General features: G+C 56.2%; 19 protein-coding genes. 5 read left to right on the plus strand and 14 right to left on the minus strand.

What is annotated here, in order from left to right; all coding sequences use genetic code 11:
• Positions 1-2: 2 nt before the first annotated feature.
• Entirely contained in the window at positions 3-974 is a 972-nt protein-coding gene (gene serB / locus RT120_RS08470; protein ID WP_312981792.1) for a phosphoserine phosphatase, read from the minus strand.
• Between the two features lie 104 nt (positions 975-1,078).
• On the opposite strand from serB, the gene RT120_RS08475 reads away from it, so the two are divergent.
• Positions 1,079-1,720, plus strand: coding sequence for a YtjB family periplasmic protein (locus RT120_RS08475; protein ID WP_312981794.1), 642 nt, complete (start codon positions 1,079-1,081; stop codon positions 1,718-1,720).
• A 24-nt stretch (positions 1,721-1,744) separates the two neighbouring features.
• Entirely contained in the window at positions 1,745-2,761 is a 1,017-nt protein-coding gene (gene lplA, locus RT120_RS08480) for a lipoate--protein ligase LplA (RefSeq protein WP_312981795.1), read from the plus strand.
• 27 nt (positions 2,762-2,788) lie between these two features.
• Here the strand turns inward: lplA and kch are convergent, their stop codons facing one another.
• The 5 genes from kch to deoC form a co-directional block, all read right to left on the minus strand.
• Positions 2,789-3,973: a voltage-gated potassium channel protein gene (gene kch / locus RT120_RS08485; RefSeq protein WP_312981797.1), complete on the minus strand. Its 1,185-nt coding sequence runs from the start codon at positions 3,971-3,973 to the stop codon at positions 2,789-2,791.
• A 129-nt stretch (positions 3,974-4,102) separates the two neighbouring features.
• Positions 4,103-4,822 carry a purine-nucleoside phosphorylase gene (gene deoD, locus RT120_RS08490; protein WP_125293779.1) on the minus strand — a complete coding sequence of 240 codons (720 nt, stop codon included), beginning with the start codon at positions 4,820-4,822 and terminating at the stop codon, positions 4,103-4,105.
• A 53-nt stretch (positions 4,823-4,875) separates the two neighbouring features.
• Positions 4,876-6,099 carry a phosphopentomutase gene (deoB, locus tag RT120_RS08495; RefSeq protein ID WP_312981798.1) on the minus strand — a complete coding sequence of 408 codons (1,224 nt, stop codon included), beginning with the start codon at positions 6,097-6,099 and terminating at the stop codon, positions 4,876-4,878.
• A gap of 99 nt (positions 6,100-6,198) precedes the next feature.
• Positions 6,199-7,521, minus strand: coding sequence for a thymidine phosphorylase (gene deoA / locus RT120_RS08500; RefSeq protein ID WP_312981800.1), 1,323 nt, complete (start codon positions 7,519-7,521; stop codon positions 6,199-6,201).
• A 56-nt stretch (positions 7,522-7,577) separates the two neighbouring features.
• On the minus strand, positions 7,578-8,357 hold the full coding sequence (gene deoC / locus RT120_RS08505; protein WP_312981801.1) for a deoxyribose-phosphate aldolase: 780 nt from the start codon (positions 8,355-8,357) through the stop codon (positions 7,578-7,580).
• A 265-nt stretch (positions 8,358-8,622) separates the two neighbouring features.
• Between deoC and RT120_RS08510 the strand changes: the two genes are divergently transcribed.
• Entirely contained in the window at positions 8,623-10,173 is a 1,551-nt protein-coding gene (locus tag RT120_RS08510) for a YjjI family glycine radical enzyme (RefSeq protein ID WP_312981803.1), read from the plus strand.
• Positions 10,145-11,008 carry a YjjW family glycine radical enzyme activase gene (locus RT120_RS08515; protein ID WP_312981805.1) on the plus strand — a complete coding sequence of 288 codons (864 nt, stop codon included), beginning with the start codon at positions 10,145-10,147 and terminating at the stop codon, positions 11,006-11,008. Before RT120_RS08510 ends, RT120_RS08515 begins: the two co-directional genes overlap by 29 nt.
• Here the strand turns inward: RT120_RS08515 and RT120_RS08520 are convergent.
• The 8 genes from RT120_RS08520 to RT120_RS08555 all read right to left on the minus strand — a co-directional run bounded on the left by RT120_RS08520 (position 11,003) and on the right by RT120_RS08555 (position 17,600).
• A complete protein-coding gene (locus RT120_RS08520; protein ID WP_312981806.1) occupies positions 11,003-11,779 on the minus strand; it encodes a TatD family hydrolase in 777 nt (258 codons plus the stop codon). The two genes, RT120_RS08515 and RT120_RS08520, sit on opposite strands and share 6 nt — an antisense overlap.
• Complete coding sequence (locus tag RT120_RS08525; protein ID WP_312981808.1) at positions 11,776-12,852, minus strand: patatin family protein; 1,077 nt, start codon at positions 12,850-12,852, stop codon at positions 11,776-11,778. The genes RT120_RS08520 and RT120_RS08525 overlap by 4 nt, the downstream gene beginning before the upstream one ends.
• Positions 12,853-13,053: 201 nt before the next feature.
• Entirely contained in the window at positions 13,054-13,215 is a 162-nt protein-coding gene (locus RT120_RS08530; RefSeq protein WP_002437547.1) for a DUF1328 domain-containing protein, read from the minus strand.
• 130 nt (positions 13,216-13,345) lie between these two features.
• Positions 13,346-13,969 carry a molecular chaperone OsmY gene (osmY, locus tag RT120_RS08535; protein ID WP_312981809.1) on the minus strand — a complete coding sequence of 208 codons (624 nt, stop codon included), beginning with the start codon at positions 13,967-13,969 and terminating at the stop codon, positions 13,346-13,348.
• A 416-nt stretch (positions 13,970-14,385) separates the two neighbouring features.
• Complete coding sequence (gene prfC / locus RT120_RS08540; RefSeq protein WP_312981811.1) at positions 14,386-15,975, minus strand: peptide chain release factor 3; 1,590 nt, start codon at positions 15,973-15,975, stop codon at positions 14,386-14,388.
• A 97-nt stretch (positions 15,976-16,072) separates the two neighbouring features.
• Positions 16,073-16,750 carry a pyrimidine 5'-nucleotidase gene (gene yjjG / locus RT120_RS08545; protein ID WP_312981813.1) on the minus strand — a complete coding sequence of 226 codons (678 nt, stop codon included), beginning with the start codon at positions 16,748-16,750 and terminating at the stop codon, positions 16,073-16,075.
• 24 nt (positions 16,751-16,774) lie between these two features.
• The gene (gene rimI, locus RT120_RS08550; protein WP_312981815.1) at positions 16,775-17,218 is read right to left on the minus strand and encodes a ribosomal protein S18-alanine N-acetyltransferase; all 444 of its coding nucleotides are present in this window, start codon (positions 17,216-17,218) and stop codon (positions 16,775-16,777) included.
• A complete protein-coding gene (locus RT120_RS08555) occupies positions 17,187-17,600 on the minus strand; it encodes a DNA polymerase III subunit psi (protein WP_312981816.1) in 414 nt (137 codons plus the stop codon). The genes rimI and RT120_RS08555 overlap by 32 nt, the downstream gene beginning before the upstream one ends.
• 126 nt (positions 17,601-17,726) lie before the next feature.
• Between RT120_RS08555 and rsmC the strand changes: the two genes are divergently transcribed.
• The gene (gene rsmC, locus RT120_RS08560; protein ID WP_312981818.1) at positions 17,727-18,758 is read left to right on the plus strand and encodes a 16S rRNA (guanine(1207)-N(2))-methyltransferase RsmC; all 1,032 of its coding nucleotides are present in this window, start codon (positions 17,727-17,729) and stop codon (positions 18,756-18,758) included.
• Positions 18,759-18,934 lie beyond the last annotated feature (176 nt).

Raw genomic sequence — 18,934 nt, forward strand, 5'->3', positions numbered from 1 at the left:
GTTTATTTCTTGTTCAGACTGCCTGACAGAATACAGAATACGCCCATCAGGTCCGCATGGCGGATGGTCACTTCGGTTTTTTCATTCACTTTGGGTTTGGCATGGTACGCAATGCCCAACCCGGCCGCCTGGATCATCGGCAGATCGTTAGCGCCGTCGCCGATCGCCACGCACTGGGCAATCGGCACTTCGTATTTTTCCGCCAGGTTTTTCAGGGTCTGCGCTTTGAACTGCGCGTCGACGATCTGGCCGATCACCTGACCGGTTAGTTTACCATCACGGATCTCAAGTTCGTTGGCCACCGTGGCGGTTAAGTGCAATTTTTCGCGCAAATAGTCAGCGAAGAAGGTGAACCCGCCGGAGGCAATCGCCACTTTCCAGTTCAGGGATTGCAGTTTCAGCACCAGTGAGGTCAGGCCCGGCATCAGCGGCAGTACATCGCGCACCTGGCGCAGGATTTCCGCATCTGCGCCTTCGAGGGTGCCGACGCGTAACCGCAGGCTGGCGGTAAAGTCCAGCTCGCCGCGCATGGCGCGTTCGGTCACTTCCGACACCAGCTCACCGGTACCCGCCAGTTTGGCGATCTCATCAATGCACTCGATCTGGATGGCGGTCGAATCCATGTCCATGACCAGCAGGCCAGGGGTTTTTAAATGGGGGATCTTGCCGAGCGGCGCAACGTCCAGGCCATTATCATGCGCCAGACGCGTGGCGCGCGGGGTTAACGATCCCGCCAGGCGGATCACCTGATAATCTTCAACGCACCAGGCGGTGACGATCACCATCGCCGCGCCCAGCTTGCGCTGGTATTCGGTTAAACGGCTTTTATCCAGATCTCTGCCATACAGAAGCCAACCGCTGCGTCCGGCGTGATAATCCAGCGGCATCACTTCATCGCCACTTAATGAAAGCGGTAACCCCGGCCAGAGAGAAACATCGTTCGGCAGGTCGCACCAGGTCAGACTGTTAGGCATTAACGCTCCTGAAATCGGTAAGGACTGGAGAAAACAACGCATGAGGCTACCTTGAGTCCAGCGCTTCTGGCAACATTAAGATTCATTTTTTCAGCAGGTGGATTATGGCCCGTACCCGCTTCAAATTTAGACTGCACCGCGCGGTTATTGTGCTTATCTGTCTCGCGCTGCTGGTGGCGCTGATGCAGGGGGCAAGCTGGTTTAGCCAGAGCCATCAACAGTCGCGCAATATCCAGCTTGAAGAGCTGGCCAGGACGCTGGCGCGTCAGGTGAACTATACCCTGCTGCCGCTCATGAAAAGCGAGAACCCGGACGAAAAACGCGTCGGCGCGATCCTGAGGCAACTGACCGATGAGAGCCGCATTCTCGACGCCAGCGTGTATGACGATAAAGGCGAGATGGTGGCGCGCGCCGGGGAAAGCATTGAAGTGCGCGACCGGCTGGCGCTGGACGGCAAACGCGCGGGGAGCTACTTCAGCCAGCAAATCGTTGAGCCCATTGAAGATAAAAGCGGCCCGCTCGGCTATCTGCGCATTACGCTCGACACCCATTCGCTGCCCACCGAAGCCAAACAGGTGGATAACACCACCAATATTTTACGCCTGATGCTGCTGTTAGCGCTGGCGATCGGCATTGTGCTGACGCGCACCCTGTTGCAGGGTAAACGCACGCGCTGGCAGCAATCGCCCTTCTTACTAACGGCCAGTAAAGATGTACCGGAAGAAGACGTGAGCAAAAAAGAATAACTTACCGATGAAGGGATATCGTTTATGAGTACGCTACGGCTACTGATTTCAGACTCGTATGACCCCTGGTTTAACCTGGCGGTGGAAGAGTGTATTTTCCGCCAGATGCCCGCCACCCAGCGGGTGCTGTTCCTGTGGCGCAATGCCGATACCGTGGTAATTGGCCGCGCCCAGAATCCGTGGAAAGAGTGCAACACCCGGCGCATGGAACAGGACAACATCCGTTTAGCCCGACGCAGCAGCGGCGGCGGCGCGGTGTTCCACGATTTGGGCAATAGCTGTTTTACCTTTATGGCGGGTAAGCCGGAATACGATAAAAGCATCTCCACTGGTATCGTGCTGGCGGCGTTAAACACGCTGGGCGTACAGGCTTCGGCCTCCGGGCGTAACGATCTGGAAGTCGCCACGCCGGACGGCCCGCGTAAAGTGTCGGGCTCCGCCTACCGGGAAACCAAAGATCGCGGGTTCCACCACGGCACGCTGCTTCTGAATGCCGATCTCAGCCGTCTGGCGAACTACCTGAACCCCGATGAGAAGAAGCTGAAGGCCAAAGGCATTACCTCGGTGCGCGGACGCGTGACGAACCTGAATGATTTATTGCCGGGGATCACTCACCAGCAAATCTGCGACGCCGTCAGTGAAGCGTTCTTTGCCTATTATGGCGAGCGGGTTGCGCCGGAGGTGATTTCCCCGGACGCGGCGCCCGATCTGCCCGGCTTTGCGGAGACCTTTGCCCGTCAGAGCAGTTGGGAATGGAACTTCGGCCAGGCACCAGCATTTACCCACACCCTGGACGAACGCTTTGGCTGGGGCGGCGTGGAGCTGCATTTTGACGTCGAGAGAGGCTATATCACCCGCACCCAGGTATTTACCGACAGCCTGAATCCGGCTCCGCTGGAAGCGCTCGCCAAACGGCTTCAGGGCTGCGTGTATCAGGCCAGCGCGTTAAAACAGGCGTGCGAAACGCTGATTATTGACTTCCCCGAACAGGAAAAAGCGTTACGCGACGTGGCGCAATGGATGGCGGACGTGGTGCGCTAATCACCGACAACGCCCTGCCGGGCGTTGTCACTCGTCTTCTTTACTCTCGGTAATATCGCCAAAGAACAGCGCGGTGATCAGCTTGTTGTCGATAGGTTCGCCGTTCAGAGTGCGCACCAGCAACTCGCTGCCCAGGGTTTGCAGTGAAAACACCATATCCGGCTGAACACGTTTGATTTTTTGCAGGTTTTTACTGGCGTTGACCACGGAAATGGTTTTGGTGCCCGCCCCCGCCACGTCTTTGGCGGCCAGTACGATAAACGCATTTTCAGCGTCGTCGTCGCGTAGCGCCAGAATGTATTTTGATTTCGCCGCCCCGGCTTTAACCAGTTCATCGGCGTTAGACGGATCGCCGGAAATCAGGTCGGCATCCGGCGGATATTCGTGGGCGACATGCGGCGGAACAATCACGGTGACCGCTTCGCCGCGCGCTTTTAGGCCGTGGTAAACGCTGAGCGCCAGCGGCGATGCGCCGGCAATAATAAAGTGGTTTTTACGCATCACGTGTGAAATCCGCCCTGTGACGATTCGTTTTAAATTACCGCCAATCACCGGCCCGATAATGGCGCTGATTGACGTCGCAAAGACGGTGATGCCCATGACGATCACCGAGACGGTAAATAGCCGCGCCGTGGAGGTGACCGGGACAATGTCGCCAAACCCCACCGTCGACATACCGACGATTGCGAAGTAAAACGCCGTCGGCATATCCACGATCGCGGGCGCAAACTCCTCGCCCAGATACAGCGCCCCCATCACCGCATACATCAGCAGCGAGACAAAGCTCACCAGCGCGAACAACCCGCCCGCCGCCAGGCTGGCGCGATCGAACTGCCGCCAGAAGCCCATCAACAGCAGCATCAGCGCCAGCGCGCCGAGGCTGAGCGCCGGGTTTCCCTGTGGGGATAGAAAGTTAAACGCGCTGGTGACCAGCAGCAACAGCAGCGAGAACACCCAGGCGGTGCGGGCGCGCAGCAGCAGCCCGAAGGCCATCAGAATCAGCCCCAGCCCCAGCACAAACTGCGGAATATCAAGCAAGCCCAGCACCGACAGCGCCTCTTTCCAGGTGCTGAAACTGTGCATCTGGGGCAGCACATCCACGGTTCTCATCAGGACCGGGTGCAGGAACAAATAACCGCAGGCCGCCACCAGAATGGCGAGCAGTCCGTGGGGTGTAAACAGGGCCAGGCAGCGGTGGATTATTTTTTTCACAACAAATGGTTATTCCATGTATCCGTGGTGTGAATGCATGAATGATAGCCGTGCGGCGAGAGGTTTGAAACAGCCGGGCGCGAGAAACAAAAATGCCAGCCGGGGATGGCTGGCATTAAGAGGCAAAAATTACGCTTTGTCGCCTAACAGCACGGATTCCAGCGCGATTTTAATCATATCGTTAAAGGTGGTCTGGCGTTCTGCTGCGGTAGTCTGCTCGTGGGTACGAATGTGGTCAGATACGGTGCAGATGGTCAGGGCTTTCGCGCCAAATTCCGCCGCGACGCCGTAGATGCCCGCCGCTTCCATTTCCACGCCCAGGATGCCGTATTTTTCCATCACGTCGAACATCTGCGGGTCCGGCGAGTAGAACAGGTCCGCCGAGAAGATGTTGCCCACACGCGCTTCTACGCCCAGCGCTTTCGCCGCGTCAACCGCGTCGCGCACCATGCCGTAGTCGGCAATCGCCGCGAAATCGTGATCTTTAAAACGCAGACGGTTTACTTTGGAATCGGTACAGGCACCCATACCGATCACCACGTCACGCAGTTTCACGTCAGCACGTACCGCGCCGCAGGAGCCCACGCGAATGATTTTCTTCACGCCGAAATCGGTGATCAGCTCTTTGGTGTAGATGGAGCAGGACGGAATGCCCATGCCGTGGCCCATCACAGAGATTTTGCGGCCTTTGTAGGTGCCGGTGAAACCCAGCATCCCGCGCACGTTGTTAACTTCACGCACGTCTTCCAGGAAGGTTTCAGCAATATGTTTCGCACGCAGCGGGTCGCCAGGCATCAGAACAACGTCAGCGAAATCACCCATCTCTGCATTAATGTGTGGCGTAGCCATGAATGTATCCCTTTTTAAAATGGTTAATCAGGGCGGACAGGCCGCCCCGTCAATCACAACATGTTTTTGCCGTAGTCCATGTCGGACGTGCCGAAGTATTTGGCGACGGTCTGGCCGATATCCGCGAAGGTCTCGCGGTGGCCCAGCGAGCCCGGTTTGACTTTCGGGCCGTAGATCAGCACCGGGATATGCTCGCGGGTGTGATCGGTGCCTTTCCAGGTCGGGTCGCAGCCGTGGTCGGCGGTCAGGATCAGGATGTCATCCTCGCCGACCAGCTCCATCAGCTCCGGCAGACGGCGGTCAAACAGTTCCAGGCCGCCCGCGTAGCCCGCCACATCGCGACGGTGCCCCCAGGAGGAGTCAAAGTCCACGAAGTTGGTGAACACGATAGTGTTGTCGCCTGCGGCTTTCATTTCTTTTACCGTGGCGTCAAACAGCGCATCCAGACCCGTGGCTTTCACTTTTTTGGTGATGCCGCAGTTGGCATAGATATCGGCGATTTTACCCACCGACACCACGTTGCCGCCCTTCTCGTCCACCAGCTTCTGGAGCACGGTCGGCGCTGGCGGTTCAACGGCCAGGTCGTGGCGGTTGCCGGTGCGCTGGAAGTTCCCCGCTTTGTCGCCGATGAACGGACGCGCGATCACACGGCCAATGTTGTAACCGCCTTCGGTCAGCTCTTCACGGGCGATTTCACACAGCTCATACAGACGATCCAGCCCAAAGGTTTCTTCGTGGCAAGCAATCTGGAATACCGAGTCGGCAGAGGTGTAGAAAATCGGCTTGCCGGTTTTCATGTGCTCTTCGCCCAGCTCATCCAGGATCACGGTGCCGGATGAGTGGCAGTTACCGAGATAGCCCGGCAGGTTTGCGCGCTCCACCAGCTTACCCAGCAATTCCTGCGGGAAGCTGTTGGTGTGATCGCTGAAGTAACCCCAGTCGAACAGAACCGGCACACCGGCGATTTCCCAGTGGCCTGACGGAGTATCTTTACCGGACGACAGTTCGTGCGCCCAGGCGTAAGCGCCAATGACTTCGGCATTGCCGTCCATACCGGCGGCAATTTTACCGGTGGAGCCTTCGTGGGCTTTCACCAGACCAAGACGGGTCAAATTCGGTAGGTTCAGCGGGCCTTTACGGCCATGATCCGCGTCACCTTTTGCGCAGGCTTCAGCAATGTGACCGAGGGTATCAGAACCCACGTCGCCAAAACGCTCTGCATCTTCAGTCGCGCCAATACCGAATGAATCCAGTACCATAATGAATGCACGTTTCATATTTTCTCCGTACGTTGCGCTATCTAACGCCTTGTGGCGTTAAAAAAATGCGATCAGATCAGTATACCTAAATGCGGCTCGCCCAGGAAGCGAAGACGGTTACTGGCTGATTCTGCGATAAACTACCGGCGTGGCTTCAGCCGCGGTGTCGCTTAAAACAATCGCCGCTTTAACAGCGTTAGCTGCTTCCTGCCACGAGGCTTCATTTTTGGCGTGGATAATCGCCAGCGGGCGTTGGCTGTCAACGCTGTCACCCAGACGCGCCATATCGGTAAAGCCCACGCTATAGTCAATCGGATCGGAAGCCTGACGACGTCCACCGCCCATCGATACCACCGCCATACCTAATGCGCGGGTATCCATCGCAGAGACCACGCCGCTGCGATCGGCGTACACCGCTTTGCTCAGGGTCGCGGCAGGTAGGTATTTATCATAATTTTCAACGAAATCCGCCGGGCCTTTCTGGGCGCTGACCATGCGGCCAAACACCTCTGCGGCTTTGCCGTTATCCAGTACTGCCTGTAGCTGTTGACGGGCGTCGGCTTCATCGCGGGCCAGGCGGCCGGAGATCAGCATTTCCACACACAGCGCCATGGTCACATCAAGCAGACGCGGGTTACGGTAATCGCCCGTCAGGAACTGTACGGCTTCGCGTACTTCTACGGCGTTACCCGCGCTTGAGGCCAGCACCTGGTTCATATCGGTCAGCAGCGCGGTGGTACGCACCCCTGCGCCGTTGGACACGCCGACGATCGCTTCCGCCAGCGCTTCGGAAAGTTCATACGTCGGCATAAACGCGCCGCTGCCTACTTTTACGTCCATCACCAGCGCATCCAGCCCTTCTGCCAGTTTTTTGGCGAGGATCGAGGCGGTGATCAGCGGGATAGAATCCACGGTCGCGGTGATATCGCGGGTCGCGTAGAAGCGTTTATCCGCCGGGGCCAGCGAGCTGGTCTGGCCGATAATCGCTACACCGACGTCTTTAATGATGGCGCGAAAGCGCGCGTCATCAGGGAAAATATCAAAACCCGGAATGGCTTCCAGTTTATCCAGCGTGCCGCCGGTATGGCCGAGGCCACGACCGGAGATCATCGGCACGTAGCCGCCGCACGCCGCCACCATTGGGCCAAGCATCAGGGAGGTGACATCGCCCACGCCACCGGTGGAGTGTTTATCCACAATCGGGCCGTTGAGGTTCAGGCTTTTCCAGTCCAGTACGCTGCCGGAATCGCGCATCGCCATGGTCAGCGAAACCCGTTCTGGCATCGTCATATCATGGAAAAAGATGGTCATTGCCAGCGCGGCAATTTGCCCTTCTGAGACAGTGTTATCGCGAATGCCGTTGATGAAAAAACGAATTTCTTCGTCGCTGAGCGCGTGACCATCACGTTTTTTGCGGATAATTTCTTGAGCGAGGAACAAGGTAACCCCCAGAGATAGCAGATTTTAGGCGGCGGTTGCCCGCCGCAGGAAAGGAATCAGTAGCTGCTGGCGCTTTTGCCGTCGCCGTGGCCGAGCGCTTTCAGTAGGCTGGCTAACAGGCTGGATGCGCCGAAGCGATAGTGACGGGAATCGGCCCAGTCAGCGCCGAACAGGTCATCGGCAATCGCCAGGAATTTCTGCGCGTCTTCGGCGCTACGTACGCCGCCGGCAGGCTTGAAGCCCACAGTTTTCTGCACGCCCATATCGCGGATCACTTCCAGCATGATGCGCGCGCTTTCCGGCGTGGCGTTTACCGGCACTTTACCGGTAGAGGTTTTGATGAAATCCGCACCCGCTTTGATGGCGATTTCAGAGGCCTTACGAATCAGCGCTTCTTCTTTCAGTTCGCCGGTTTCGATGATCACTTTCAGCAGCACATTGGCTGCGGCGCAGGCATCTTTACAGGCTTTCACCAGTTCAAAGCCAACCTGCTCGTTACCCGCGATCAGCGCGCGGTACGGGAATACTACGTCTACCTCATCTGCGCCGTACGCGATAGCCGCACGGGTTTCCGCCAGCGCGATCTCGATATCGTCATTGCCATGCGGGAAGTTAGTCACCGTCGCAATACGGATATCCGGGGTGCCCTGTTCTTTCAGTGTCTTACGGGCAATCGGGATAAAGCGCGGATAAATGCAGATCGCCGCCGTATTGCCCACCGGGGTTTTGGCCTGATGGCACAGCGCGATGACTTTCTCGTTGGTGTCGTCATCGTTCAGGGTGGTTAAATCCATTAATTGCAATGCGCGAAGGCTGCTTTTGGTTAAATCGGTCATGTGTTTCTCCAGATGGAAGCCGGGTTCGCCGGTTCATTAATCACCGCGCGGAATGTTAGTATTCTAACATCTGCTCACGCTTACTCTTAGACAGACATCACAGTTATGGAAATCGATACGACTCGTCATACACTGCATATGTGATGTAACTCAAAATTTTTAGGGCAGACTGGCCGTTCAGTACGCAATGTGGGTGACAGGATCAAAAGCGCATCGCGTGAATCGTTTTACATTGGCACCACTGACAACATGTAAGGGACACATCATGTCTGAACTTCACGAAGCCGGCTTGCTGGAACGCTGCCAAAATATCGTTACGTCGGCGGGGCTTTCACCGGCTCAGAAACGCCATTTTCTGGCGCTGGAAGCCGAGAATGCGCTGCCCTATCCGGCTTTGCCGGATACCGCGCGCCAGGCGCTGGCGGACGGCGTTATTTGCGATATGTTCGAAGGCCACGCTCCATATAAGCCTCGCTATGTGCTGCCTGATTACGCTAAATTTCTCGCTCAGGGCAGCGAATGGCTGGAGCTGCCGCCCGCCGAAGATTTCGACGATGCGCTGTCGATGCTCACCATCCTTTACCATCACGTTCCGTCGGTAACGTCGATGCCGGTGTTCCTGGGGCATCTGGATGCATTGCTGTCGCCTTATGTTAGAATTCTAACACAAGATGAAATCGATCTGCGCATAAAACGTTTCTGGCGCTACCTCGATCGCGTCCTGCCGGATGCGTTTATGCATACCAATATTGGCCCGCAGGATTCGATGGTGGCGCGCGCAATCTTACGTGCCGACGCAGAACTCAAGCAGGTTGCGCCTAATCTGACCTTTATTTATGACCCGCAGATTACGCCGGACGATTTGCTACTCACCGTCGCTAATAACATTTGTGAATGTTCTAAACCCCACATCGCCAACGGCCCGGTGCATGATAAAATTTTCACACCGGGGAATTACGGCATCGTCAGCTGCTATAACTCGCTGCCAATGGGCGGCGGCGGCAGTACGCTGGTGCGTATTAATCTCAGCGAAGTGGCGGCGCGCAGCCATAGCGTCGACGACTTCTTTGCGCGCGCGCTCCCTTATTATTGTGAACAACAACGGGCTATCATCAACGCGCGCTGCGCATTTCTGTATCAGGAGTCGAATTTCTTCACAGAAAGTTTCCTGGTGCGCGAAGGCTTGATCGATCCGCAACGCTTTGCGCCGATGTTTGGTATCTACGCGCTGGCCGAGGCGGTGAACGTACTGTGCGATAAATCCGGGATCGCGGGCCGCTACGGGAAAGACGCCGAGGCCAACGAACTGGGTTACCGCATCAGCGCCGCGCTGGCCGATTATGTGGAAAACACCCCGGTGGACTTTGGCTGGAATCAACGCGCCCTGCTGCATGCCCAGTCCGGTATCAGCAGCGACGCGGGCACCACGCCGGGCGCGCGTCTGCCTTACGGCGATGAGCCCGATCCGGTCACCCATCTGCTGGCCGTTGCGCCACATCATCGCTACTACCCGTCAGGCATCAGCGATATTTTAACGCTCGACGAAACGGTGAAGCGCAATCCGCAGGCGGTGGTACAGCTCTGTCTGGGCGCGTTTAACGCCGGGATGCGCGAATTTACCGCTAACGTCAGCGGCAACGATCTGGTTCGGGTAACCGGTTATATGGTGCGGTTATCGGATCTGGAGAAATTCCGCGCGGAAGGGTCACGCACCAATACCACCTGGCTGGGTGAAGAAGCCGCCCGCAATACCGGGATCCTGCAACGTAAACCGCGCGTGGTAAGCAATGAACAGCAGATGCGCTTCGATCAATAAGCTCCTGCCGTTCTCCTGCGTGGATGGGCCGGGCAGCCGCCTGGCTCTTTTTCTACAGGGCTGTAATCTGCGTTGCAAAAGCTGCCATAACCCATACACCATCGCGCTGTGCGACCACTGCGGCGAGTGTGTTCCCGGCTGCCCGGAGCAGGCGTTAACGCTGCGCGACGGGCAGGTTATCTGGGATGAAACGCGCTGCGCCCAGTGCGATACCTGCCTGAAGGGCTGCCCGTCGCAGGCCAGCCCAATGGCGCAAACGCTAAGCGTGGACGAGGTCTTAACGCAGGTGGAACGCGCAGCGCCGTTTATCGAAGGCATTACCGTGAGTGGCGGCGAAGCGACGACCCAACTGCCGTTTGTGCGCGATCTGTTTGCGGCGATTAAAGGCCGCGCCGCGCTGCACCATCTGAGTTGCCTGGTAGACAGTAACGGCGAGCTGGGCCAGTCGGGATGGGAAAAGCTATTGCCGGTCATGGACGGCGCGATGCTGGATCTCAAGGCCTGGCACCCCGAGCGACATCAGTTCCTCACCGGGCGCAGTAACCTACGGATCATTGAGAGTATCCGCTTTCTGGCTGAACAGGAAAAGCTGGCGGAACTGCGGCTGTTACTGATCCCAGAGCACAGCGATTATCTTCATCATATCGACCCATTAAGCGCTTTTCTGCGGGAACTGGGGCCGATTACGCTGCGGATTAACGCGTTTCATCATCATGGAACCTACGGTATGGCGCGGGAGTGGCGGACAGCCACCAGACAGGACGTGGAGCAGTTAGCCAGCGCGCTACGCCAGCGCGGCATTCGCGATATCGTTTTGCCCGCACTCTATCTATAGATCAAACACCTGATGGGTATTTGCCAGGATGGCGGCGGCAATCTCATCCGGTGCTTCACTGCGCAGTTCACATAGCGTTTCAAACACCAGCGCGATGCGCTCAGGGCGATTGGGTTGGCCCTGCCAGCCGTTAAGCGGCATATCCGGGGCATCGGTTTCCAGCAGTAATGCGTCCAGCGGCAGTTGCGCTATTACATCCCGGGTTTTACTGGCGCGCGGATAGGTAATGGTGCCCCCCACGCCGATTTTATAACCGAGACCAATAAAGCGCTCCGCCTGTTGCAGGCTGCCGGCATAACCGTGCACTACGCCGGTACGCGGCAGATCGTGGCGCATAAGGTGCATCGCCAGTTTGTCATGGGTGCGGCGCGAATGGAGGATCACCGGCAGATCGTAGCGTTTGGCAAGCTGGAGCTGTCTGTCGAGATACCATTCCTGGCGTTCGAACTGCGGATTGTCGCGATACAGATCCAGCCCGATCTCCCCCACCGCCACCAGTTTCTCCGGGCGCTGCGCCAGCCGACGGTCAAGCTTTTCAAGCGCCGCTTCGGTGTGGTTTTCAATCACAATCGGATGCAGGCCCAGCGCGGCAAAGATTGCCGGATGCTGATGCGCAAGATCGAGAACGGTATCGAAACGCGTTTCATCAATAGCAGGCAGGACGATTTTTTCTACGCCTGCCTGCGCGGCGCGCGCCAGGGCTGAGTTTTCATCGCCGGTAAACGGTGGGAAATCAAAGTGGCAATGGGTATCGATAAAACGGCGGGTCACGCCAGATCCTCATTTTCAAACGCCGGATCGTTGGCCTGTGGCGCGTTGACCAGCGTGGCGGCAACGGCGTCGTTGGCGACGGTGGCTGGCGGTACCACCACCACTGGCGCAGGGGTAACGATACGCGGCACATGGCGCATGACCGGCGGGGTCGGCACTAACAGTTTGCCTACCGTCGCCAGGAAATAGCGTCCACATAAACGGCCAATTTTGTAGTCTTCCAGCAATGTCGGGACGCGGCTGCCCAGCGCCATACTCTGTAGCGGCTTCGGCGGGTAGATTTCGAAAATGCGCAGTTTACCTGGCGGCTTTTCAATAAATTGCTGGATTTCCCGGTAGGTTTTTTCGTGATGCTGTACCAGGTTCAACAGCGGTTGCAGGCTGCTGTCGGTCATCCAGCGCTCCATGCGCTTGAACCACTGCGGCGTGTAATACATCTGCGACGGCACGGTGCGGATCACCACCAGGGTGTTGGCACCCAGCCGCGCCGCTTCACGTACCGGGACCGCGTCGCTGATGCCGCCATCCTGATAACTGATGCCGTCCAGCTCTACGCCGGTCCGGTAGAAGCCGGGAATGGCGCTGGAGGCGCGCAGTATATCCAGCCAGGTGGTATTGGTTGGCGAGAAATAACCCGGCGAATAGTCGTCGCTACGACAGGCGCACATATAAAACGCTTTGCCGCCGTCAAACAGTCGGCTGGCGTTGTCCATCGCCAACGGCATTTTGCTTGCCGTGGCTTCGGTCAGCCAGTCGAGATCGATAAGGTTGCCACCGCGCACAAAACGCACCGGATTAAAAAATTCGCGGCTGGTGGTATAGCGGGTGATCACACGACGCGCGTAGCCCGGTTGGTTACAGACGTAGGCAGAGAGATTTTGCGCACCGGCGGAAGTGCCAAGGAAAGTGTCGAACGGGTTGAAATTTGCGCGCATGAATTCGTCCAGCACGCCGGCAGTGAAGATCCCACGCTGCCCACCCCCTTCACAAACGAGGGCAAGCTTTCCGGGACGAAACGGTTTTAACGCAAGCGGCGCGATGTTGCCGAGCGTAACGGGTATACGTTGTCCCACCCTGCTTTCCTGATTGTTGTTGTGCCGGTAAACGGAATAATCCGCCAGCAATCAACATGTTAGTTTTTCTTTCGCCATAAACAAAAAAGATACCACGCTAAGCGCTACCGCAACAACCTTGCCGCGTGGGGCGCAACGGTAAAACCGTGAAAGCCAGTCGCAGTGACTGGCTTTCCGGTTACCTGTTGCAGTTGTATCACACTATGGACGTCTGCGGCCCATGAAAAGGCTGACCAGGAACAGAATGATACCGACTACGAAGACAATTTTAGCTGCGCCAGCCGCTGTGCCGGCCAGGCCACCAAAGCCTAACGCCGCGGCAATCAACGCAATCACGAGAAAAATAATGCCCCAACGAAACATAAGACTCTCCTTTACCATAGTTTAATTGCTACCGCTTCTGAGCAAGCCCGGCTTACCGGCGGTGTTATCTGGTGGTGATGCTTACCATCTCTCCCGGTTCTCACCAGGAGAGGGGGTTTCGTGGTGTGAATTACTCAACTTTCAAATCGTTTTTAACGCTTTTCACACCATCAATGGCTTTGGCGATGCTCTCAGCACGTTCGGACTGTGCTTTGGACTCGACCGTACCTGAAAGCTGTACCACGCCATCGGTGGTCTCAACCTTCACTTTACGTGAAGGAACGATGTCATCGGCCAGGAACTTGGCTTTGATTTCACTGGTGGTAGCGGCATCACCTGCATAACCTTTTGCAGAGTCGGTTTTGGAGCCGGATTTGCCATCACGCACATGGAGCTTGTCGCTTACTGAGTCGACACCTTCAACGCCTTTGGCGATTTTCACGGCCTGTTCAGCCTGCGCCTGGCTTTCTACGAAGCCGCTCAGAGTGACCACTTTCTTATCGGTTTCTACCGAAATATCGGTGCTCTTGATGTTTTCATCGTCCACAAGAGCCGCTTTTACTTTCGCTGTGATAGCACTGTCATCCATGAAATTACCGACTTTATTCATAGAGTTATCGATTTTTTGCCCTGCGCTATCCGCCGTTGATTCGACTTTGTTCATGGTTTCGGATTCAGCCAGCGCGGAACCGGAAGCCAGTGCAGAGCCCAACAAAACAGCCATCAGAGTTTTTGAAATCTTAGTCTTGTTCATCGATTCATTCCTGTAGGTTTGCCCAGAATTTGAGCCTTGAGCTACTTACCGAGTAGCCTCTCCTTAAGCAGCAACGCCATCACGGCAGTTGCTAAATCACCAAGAATCAATGGATTACAGCAGAAACAATCCTGTTCACTACTTTTTTACATCACATTGACATTCTTAGCTGTTAATATCGTGATCGAAACCAATATCAGGATTAACCGTCAAAAAACCTAAGTTAGATGACACATTAACCCGGCAATTTGTTCTTCACTTTGTTAAATATAGATCACAATCTTGAAAACGCCTGGTTGACTGCGCGAAAAATGAGCAAACCGGCAACAAACGAAGGAAATTAAGAACAATCCGCAAGGGACTAAAAAGACAGGGAAAGTGACGGGACGCGGCGTGTGCCGCGCCCTGGGAGAGGATTAATGCTCGCGGGTTTTACGGAACGTCACGTCAGGGTAACGTTCCTGGGTCAGATTGAGGTTAACCATGGTTGGTGCGATGTAAGTGAGATTATCGCCGCCGTCCAGCGCCAGCTGAATTTCGTTTTTACGCTTGAACTCCTCGAACTTCTTCACGTCATCGCTTTCCACCCAACGCGCGGTCGCTACGTTAACTGATTCGTAAATCGCTTCAACGTTGTACTCGCTTTTCAGGCGCGCCACGACTACGTCAAACTGTAGTACACCTACCGCGCCGACGATCAGATCGTTGTTGGCGATAGGACGGAACACCTGTACCGCCCCTTCTTCGGATAGCTGAACCAGCCCTTTAAGCAGCTGTTTTTGCTTAAGCGGATCGCGCAGACGAATGCGGCGGAACAGTTCCGGCGCGAAGTTCGGGATACCGGTGAACTTCATCATTTCGCCCTGAGTAAAGGTATCGCCAATCTGGATAGTGCCGTGGTTATGCAGACCGATGATGTCCCCAGGATAGGCTTCTTCTACGTGTGAACGGTCGCCCGCCATAAAGGTCAGCGCGTCGGAAATCACCACGTCTTTGCCGATACGCACCTGGCGCAGTTTCATGCCCTTTTCGTATTTGCCAGACACCACACGCATAAACGCCACGCGGTCGCGGTGTTTCGGGTCCATATTGGCCTGAATCTTAAATACGAAGCCGGAGAACTTCTCTTCCCAGGCTTCCACTTCGCGGGTGTCGGTTTTACGCGGCATCGGGGCAGGTGCCCATTCCACCAGGCCATCCAGCATATGATCCACGCCGAAGTTGCCCAGTGCAGTACCGAAGAAGACCGGCGTGATTTCGCCGCTCAGGAACAGTTCCCGATCGAATTCATGGGAAGCGCCCTGCACCAGTTCCAGTTCGTCGCGCAGCTGCGCCGCCAGATCCTCACCCACCGCCGCATCGAGTTCCGGGTTGTTCAACCCTTTAACGATGCGCACTTCCTGGATGGTGTGGCCTTTACCGGTCTGGTAGAGGTAGGTTTCGTCTTTATAAAGGTGGTAGACGCCTTTAAACAGTTTTCCGCAGCCGATCGGCCAGGTGATCGGTGAGCAGGCGATTTTCAGTTCGTGCTCGACTTCATCCAGCAGTTCCATCGGATCGCGAATATCGCGGTCCAGTTTGTTCATAAACGTCAGGATCGGCGTGTCGCGCAGACGGGTCACTTCCATCAGCTTGCGGGTACGATCTTCAACACCCTTCGCGGCATCGATCACCATCAGGCAGCAGTCCACCGCCGTCAGGGTACGGTAGGTATCTTCAGAGAAGTCTTCGTGGCCCGGGGTGTCCAGCAGGTTCACCAGGCAATCGTGATACGGGAACTGCATTACGGAGGTGGTAATAGAAATACCACGCTGCTTTTCCATCTCCATCCAGTCGGATTTGGCGTGCTGGTTGGAGCCACGGCCTTTTACCGTACCGGCGGTCTGGATCGCCTGTCCGAACAACAGCACCTTTTCGGTAATGGTGGTTTTACCGGCATCCGGGTGAGAGATGATGGCAAAAGTGCGGCGCTTGGCCACCTCTTGCAAATAAGGAGACAAGGTCATAATCAAATCTTCTTCATAAGGGCATGGGCAGGCCATGCGACTGGAAATCGAAAAATGCGGCTATTTTACCTGGCTGGTAATCTCAGACAATCAGTGTTTAGTGTTTACACAACAGCTGCTCCAGTTCACTTAACGACGAAACCTGCCAGGTGGGCTTGATCTCGGGCGGCAAGGTGCGTCCGCTTGAGCTCAGCCAGCAGGTCGCCAGCCCGGCATTGATGCCGCCCAGAATATCGGATTCCGGCGTATCGCCCACCATCAGTACGCGCGAGCGCGGCGGGTTGCCCATTTTCTCAAAAGCATAATCGAAGATCCGCGCATCGGGTTTGGCTACGCCAACCTGCTCGGAGATCACTAATAAATCAAAGTAGTCACGCAGACCGGTGCGCTCCAGACGAATTTCCTGCAACGCGGTAAAACCGTTGGTGATGATACCCAGTTTCACTTTTCCTTTTAGCGCGTTAAGCAGCGATACCGCGCCCGGCAGCGGGACGCAGATTTCCGCCATCGCGTTCAGAAATGCGTCATTCAGCGCGCCTGGGGCGACATTTAAACGTTCTGACCAGCTTTGAAAGCGGTTATGTTGCAGTTGCAGCGCGGTAATGGCACCGTTCTGGTAATCGACCCACAACGGCTTGTTGATGGCCTGGTAATCCTGGAAATCTTCAGCGGTAAAGGTCACGCTGTAGTCGAGAAACATCCGCTGTAAACCGCCGAACGAGTCAAAAGTAAACAGCGTTTCGTCAGCATCAAACAGTATCCAGTCCCAGTTCATCACTTCACCTATCTTGTTGTGTTATCAACCCAATGGCAGGGCCATGATAATGGCATCTTCATGGCCATCCGCAGTGGGGTAGTAATTACGGCGTATTGTCGCTTCGTTAAAACCGAGGCTCTCATAGAGCGCGATGGCGGCTGTATTGGAAGCGCGGACTTCCAGCCAGAGCGTAAACACGTCGCGTTGTTCTAACTCGCTAATTAAATGTTCCAACAACTGGCGACCCAATCCCCGGCGCTGATATGCCGGATCGACGGCAATATTGAACAGCGTCGCTTCATCCAGCACCACCTGAGTGATGGCGAAAGCGGCCATCTCGTTCGCCACATCCAGCCGGAAATTGAGATAACGTTCGCCCTGGTTGCTGGCAAAAGTTTTTTGACTCCAGGGGAACGCGTGGGCGCGCTGTTCAATGGCAAATGCCCGGTCGAGGTCACTGCTCGTGAGTAAAGAGATCGTGTTCATGTTCGCAAATGTGTTGCCATAATGCGGCGCGCGCCGCGGGGTCCTGGCGCAATTGATCCAGCGTCTGGGTGCGTAATGCCGTGCCGTCCAGCGAGGGCAGCGGCTCCACACCTAACCACAGGCTTACGCAGCGGCTGTCTGCGGGCAGCATTTCCACCCGGTCAGGTGTCAGCGCCAGCACCTGATCGGGGCTAACGCCAAGCGTGAGCAGCAGATCGCGGATGAGCGGCGCAGTTAACGCTGGCAGCGCGTCTGCCACCATTACCAGGCGAATATGGGCGGGCAGCGAGATGGCGATTTCGCCCTGCAACGCCGTCGGGCGACGCAGCACCCACTGGGTGATGCCCAGTTGCTGTAATTGCCAGTCGCGTCGGGATGTCATCGCAAAGCCTGCCTTATTGCCGGAAGGGCGCAAATATAGCAAATCCACGCCGCCTGCGCCAACAAAGGTGCAGCCGCAAGCGGGTCAGGGTTATAATCGCCGCCTACGTTTATACAGGAGAGTTTCATGTCTGCTTTTACCCCGGCAAGCGAAGTCTTGCTGCGCCACAGTGATGATTTTGCCGAAAGCCGCGTGCTGTTCGCCGGAGATCTTCAGGATGACCTGCCCGCCCGGTTTGAAACCGCAGCCAGTCGCGCTTTCACGCAATTTTATCACCACTGGCAGACGCTCTCTCAGACGATGGGCGACAGGGCGCAGTACGGCCTGACCGTGGACGCCGACTTTATCGCCGACAGCGATACCCTGATTTACTACTGGCCGAAGAACAAGCCGGAAGCCCAGTTCCAGTTGATGAATCTGCTGTCGCTGATGCCGATTGGCTGCGATGTGTTTGTGGTGGGCGAGAACCGCAGCGGCGTGCGCAGCGCCGAGCAAATCCTTGAGGCCTTTTGTCCGCTGAATAAAATCGACAGCGCACGCCGTTGCGGGCTGTACCACGGCCAGCTAGAAAAACAGCCGGAATTCGACGCTGACGCATGGTGGGGCGACTATCAGTTTGACGGGCGGACCATCAAAACACTGCCGGGCGTGTTTAGCCGCGATGGGCTGGATGTGGGCAGCCAACTACTGTTATCCACCTTTACGCCACACACCAAAGGTAAAGTGCTGGATGTGGGCTGCGGCACGGGCGTGCTGTCCGTGATGCTGGCCAGCCATTCGCCGAAAGTTCGTTTAACGCTGACCGATGTGGGCGCTTCGGCGGTAGAAGCGGCAAAAGCAACCCTGGCGGCTAACGAGCTGGAAGGCCAGGTCTTTGCCAGCAACGTCTATTCCGATGTGAATGGCCGCTTCGATATGATTATCTCCAATCCGCCGTTCCATGATGGGATGCAAACTAGCCTGGACGCGGCGCAACAGCTGATCCGTGGGGCGGTGCGCCATCTTAATATCGGCGGCGAACTGCGCATCGTCGCTAACGCCTTCCTGCCCTATCCAAATGTGCTGGATGAAGCCTTCGGCAACCATGAAGTGCTGGCGCAAACCGGGCGCTTTAAGGTCTATCGCGCCGTGATGGGCCGCGGCGCGAAGAAGCGTTAAACCTGACGGGTGTCGCTTTTTAAGCCAATCAGGAAAGCGATACCAAATTAACTGTTGACGACGCTCAGAAAACATCTAGAATGCGCCTCCGTGGTTGCAATACTTCCTGGTATTGCTGGTACGCGAAGGTGGCGGAATTGGTAGACGCGCTAGCTTCAGGTGTTAGTGTCTTAACG

It is taken from the genome of Atlantibacter sp., from assembly GCF_032062175.1.
Taxonomy (GTDB): Bacteria; Pseudomonadota; Gammaproteobacteria; order Enterobacterales; family Enterobacteriaceae; genus Atlantibacter.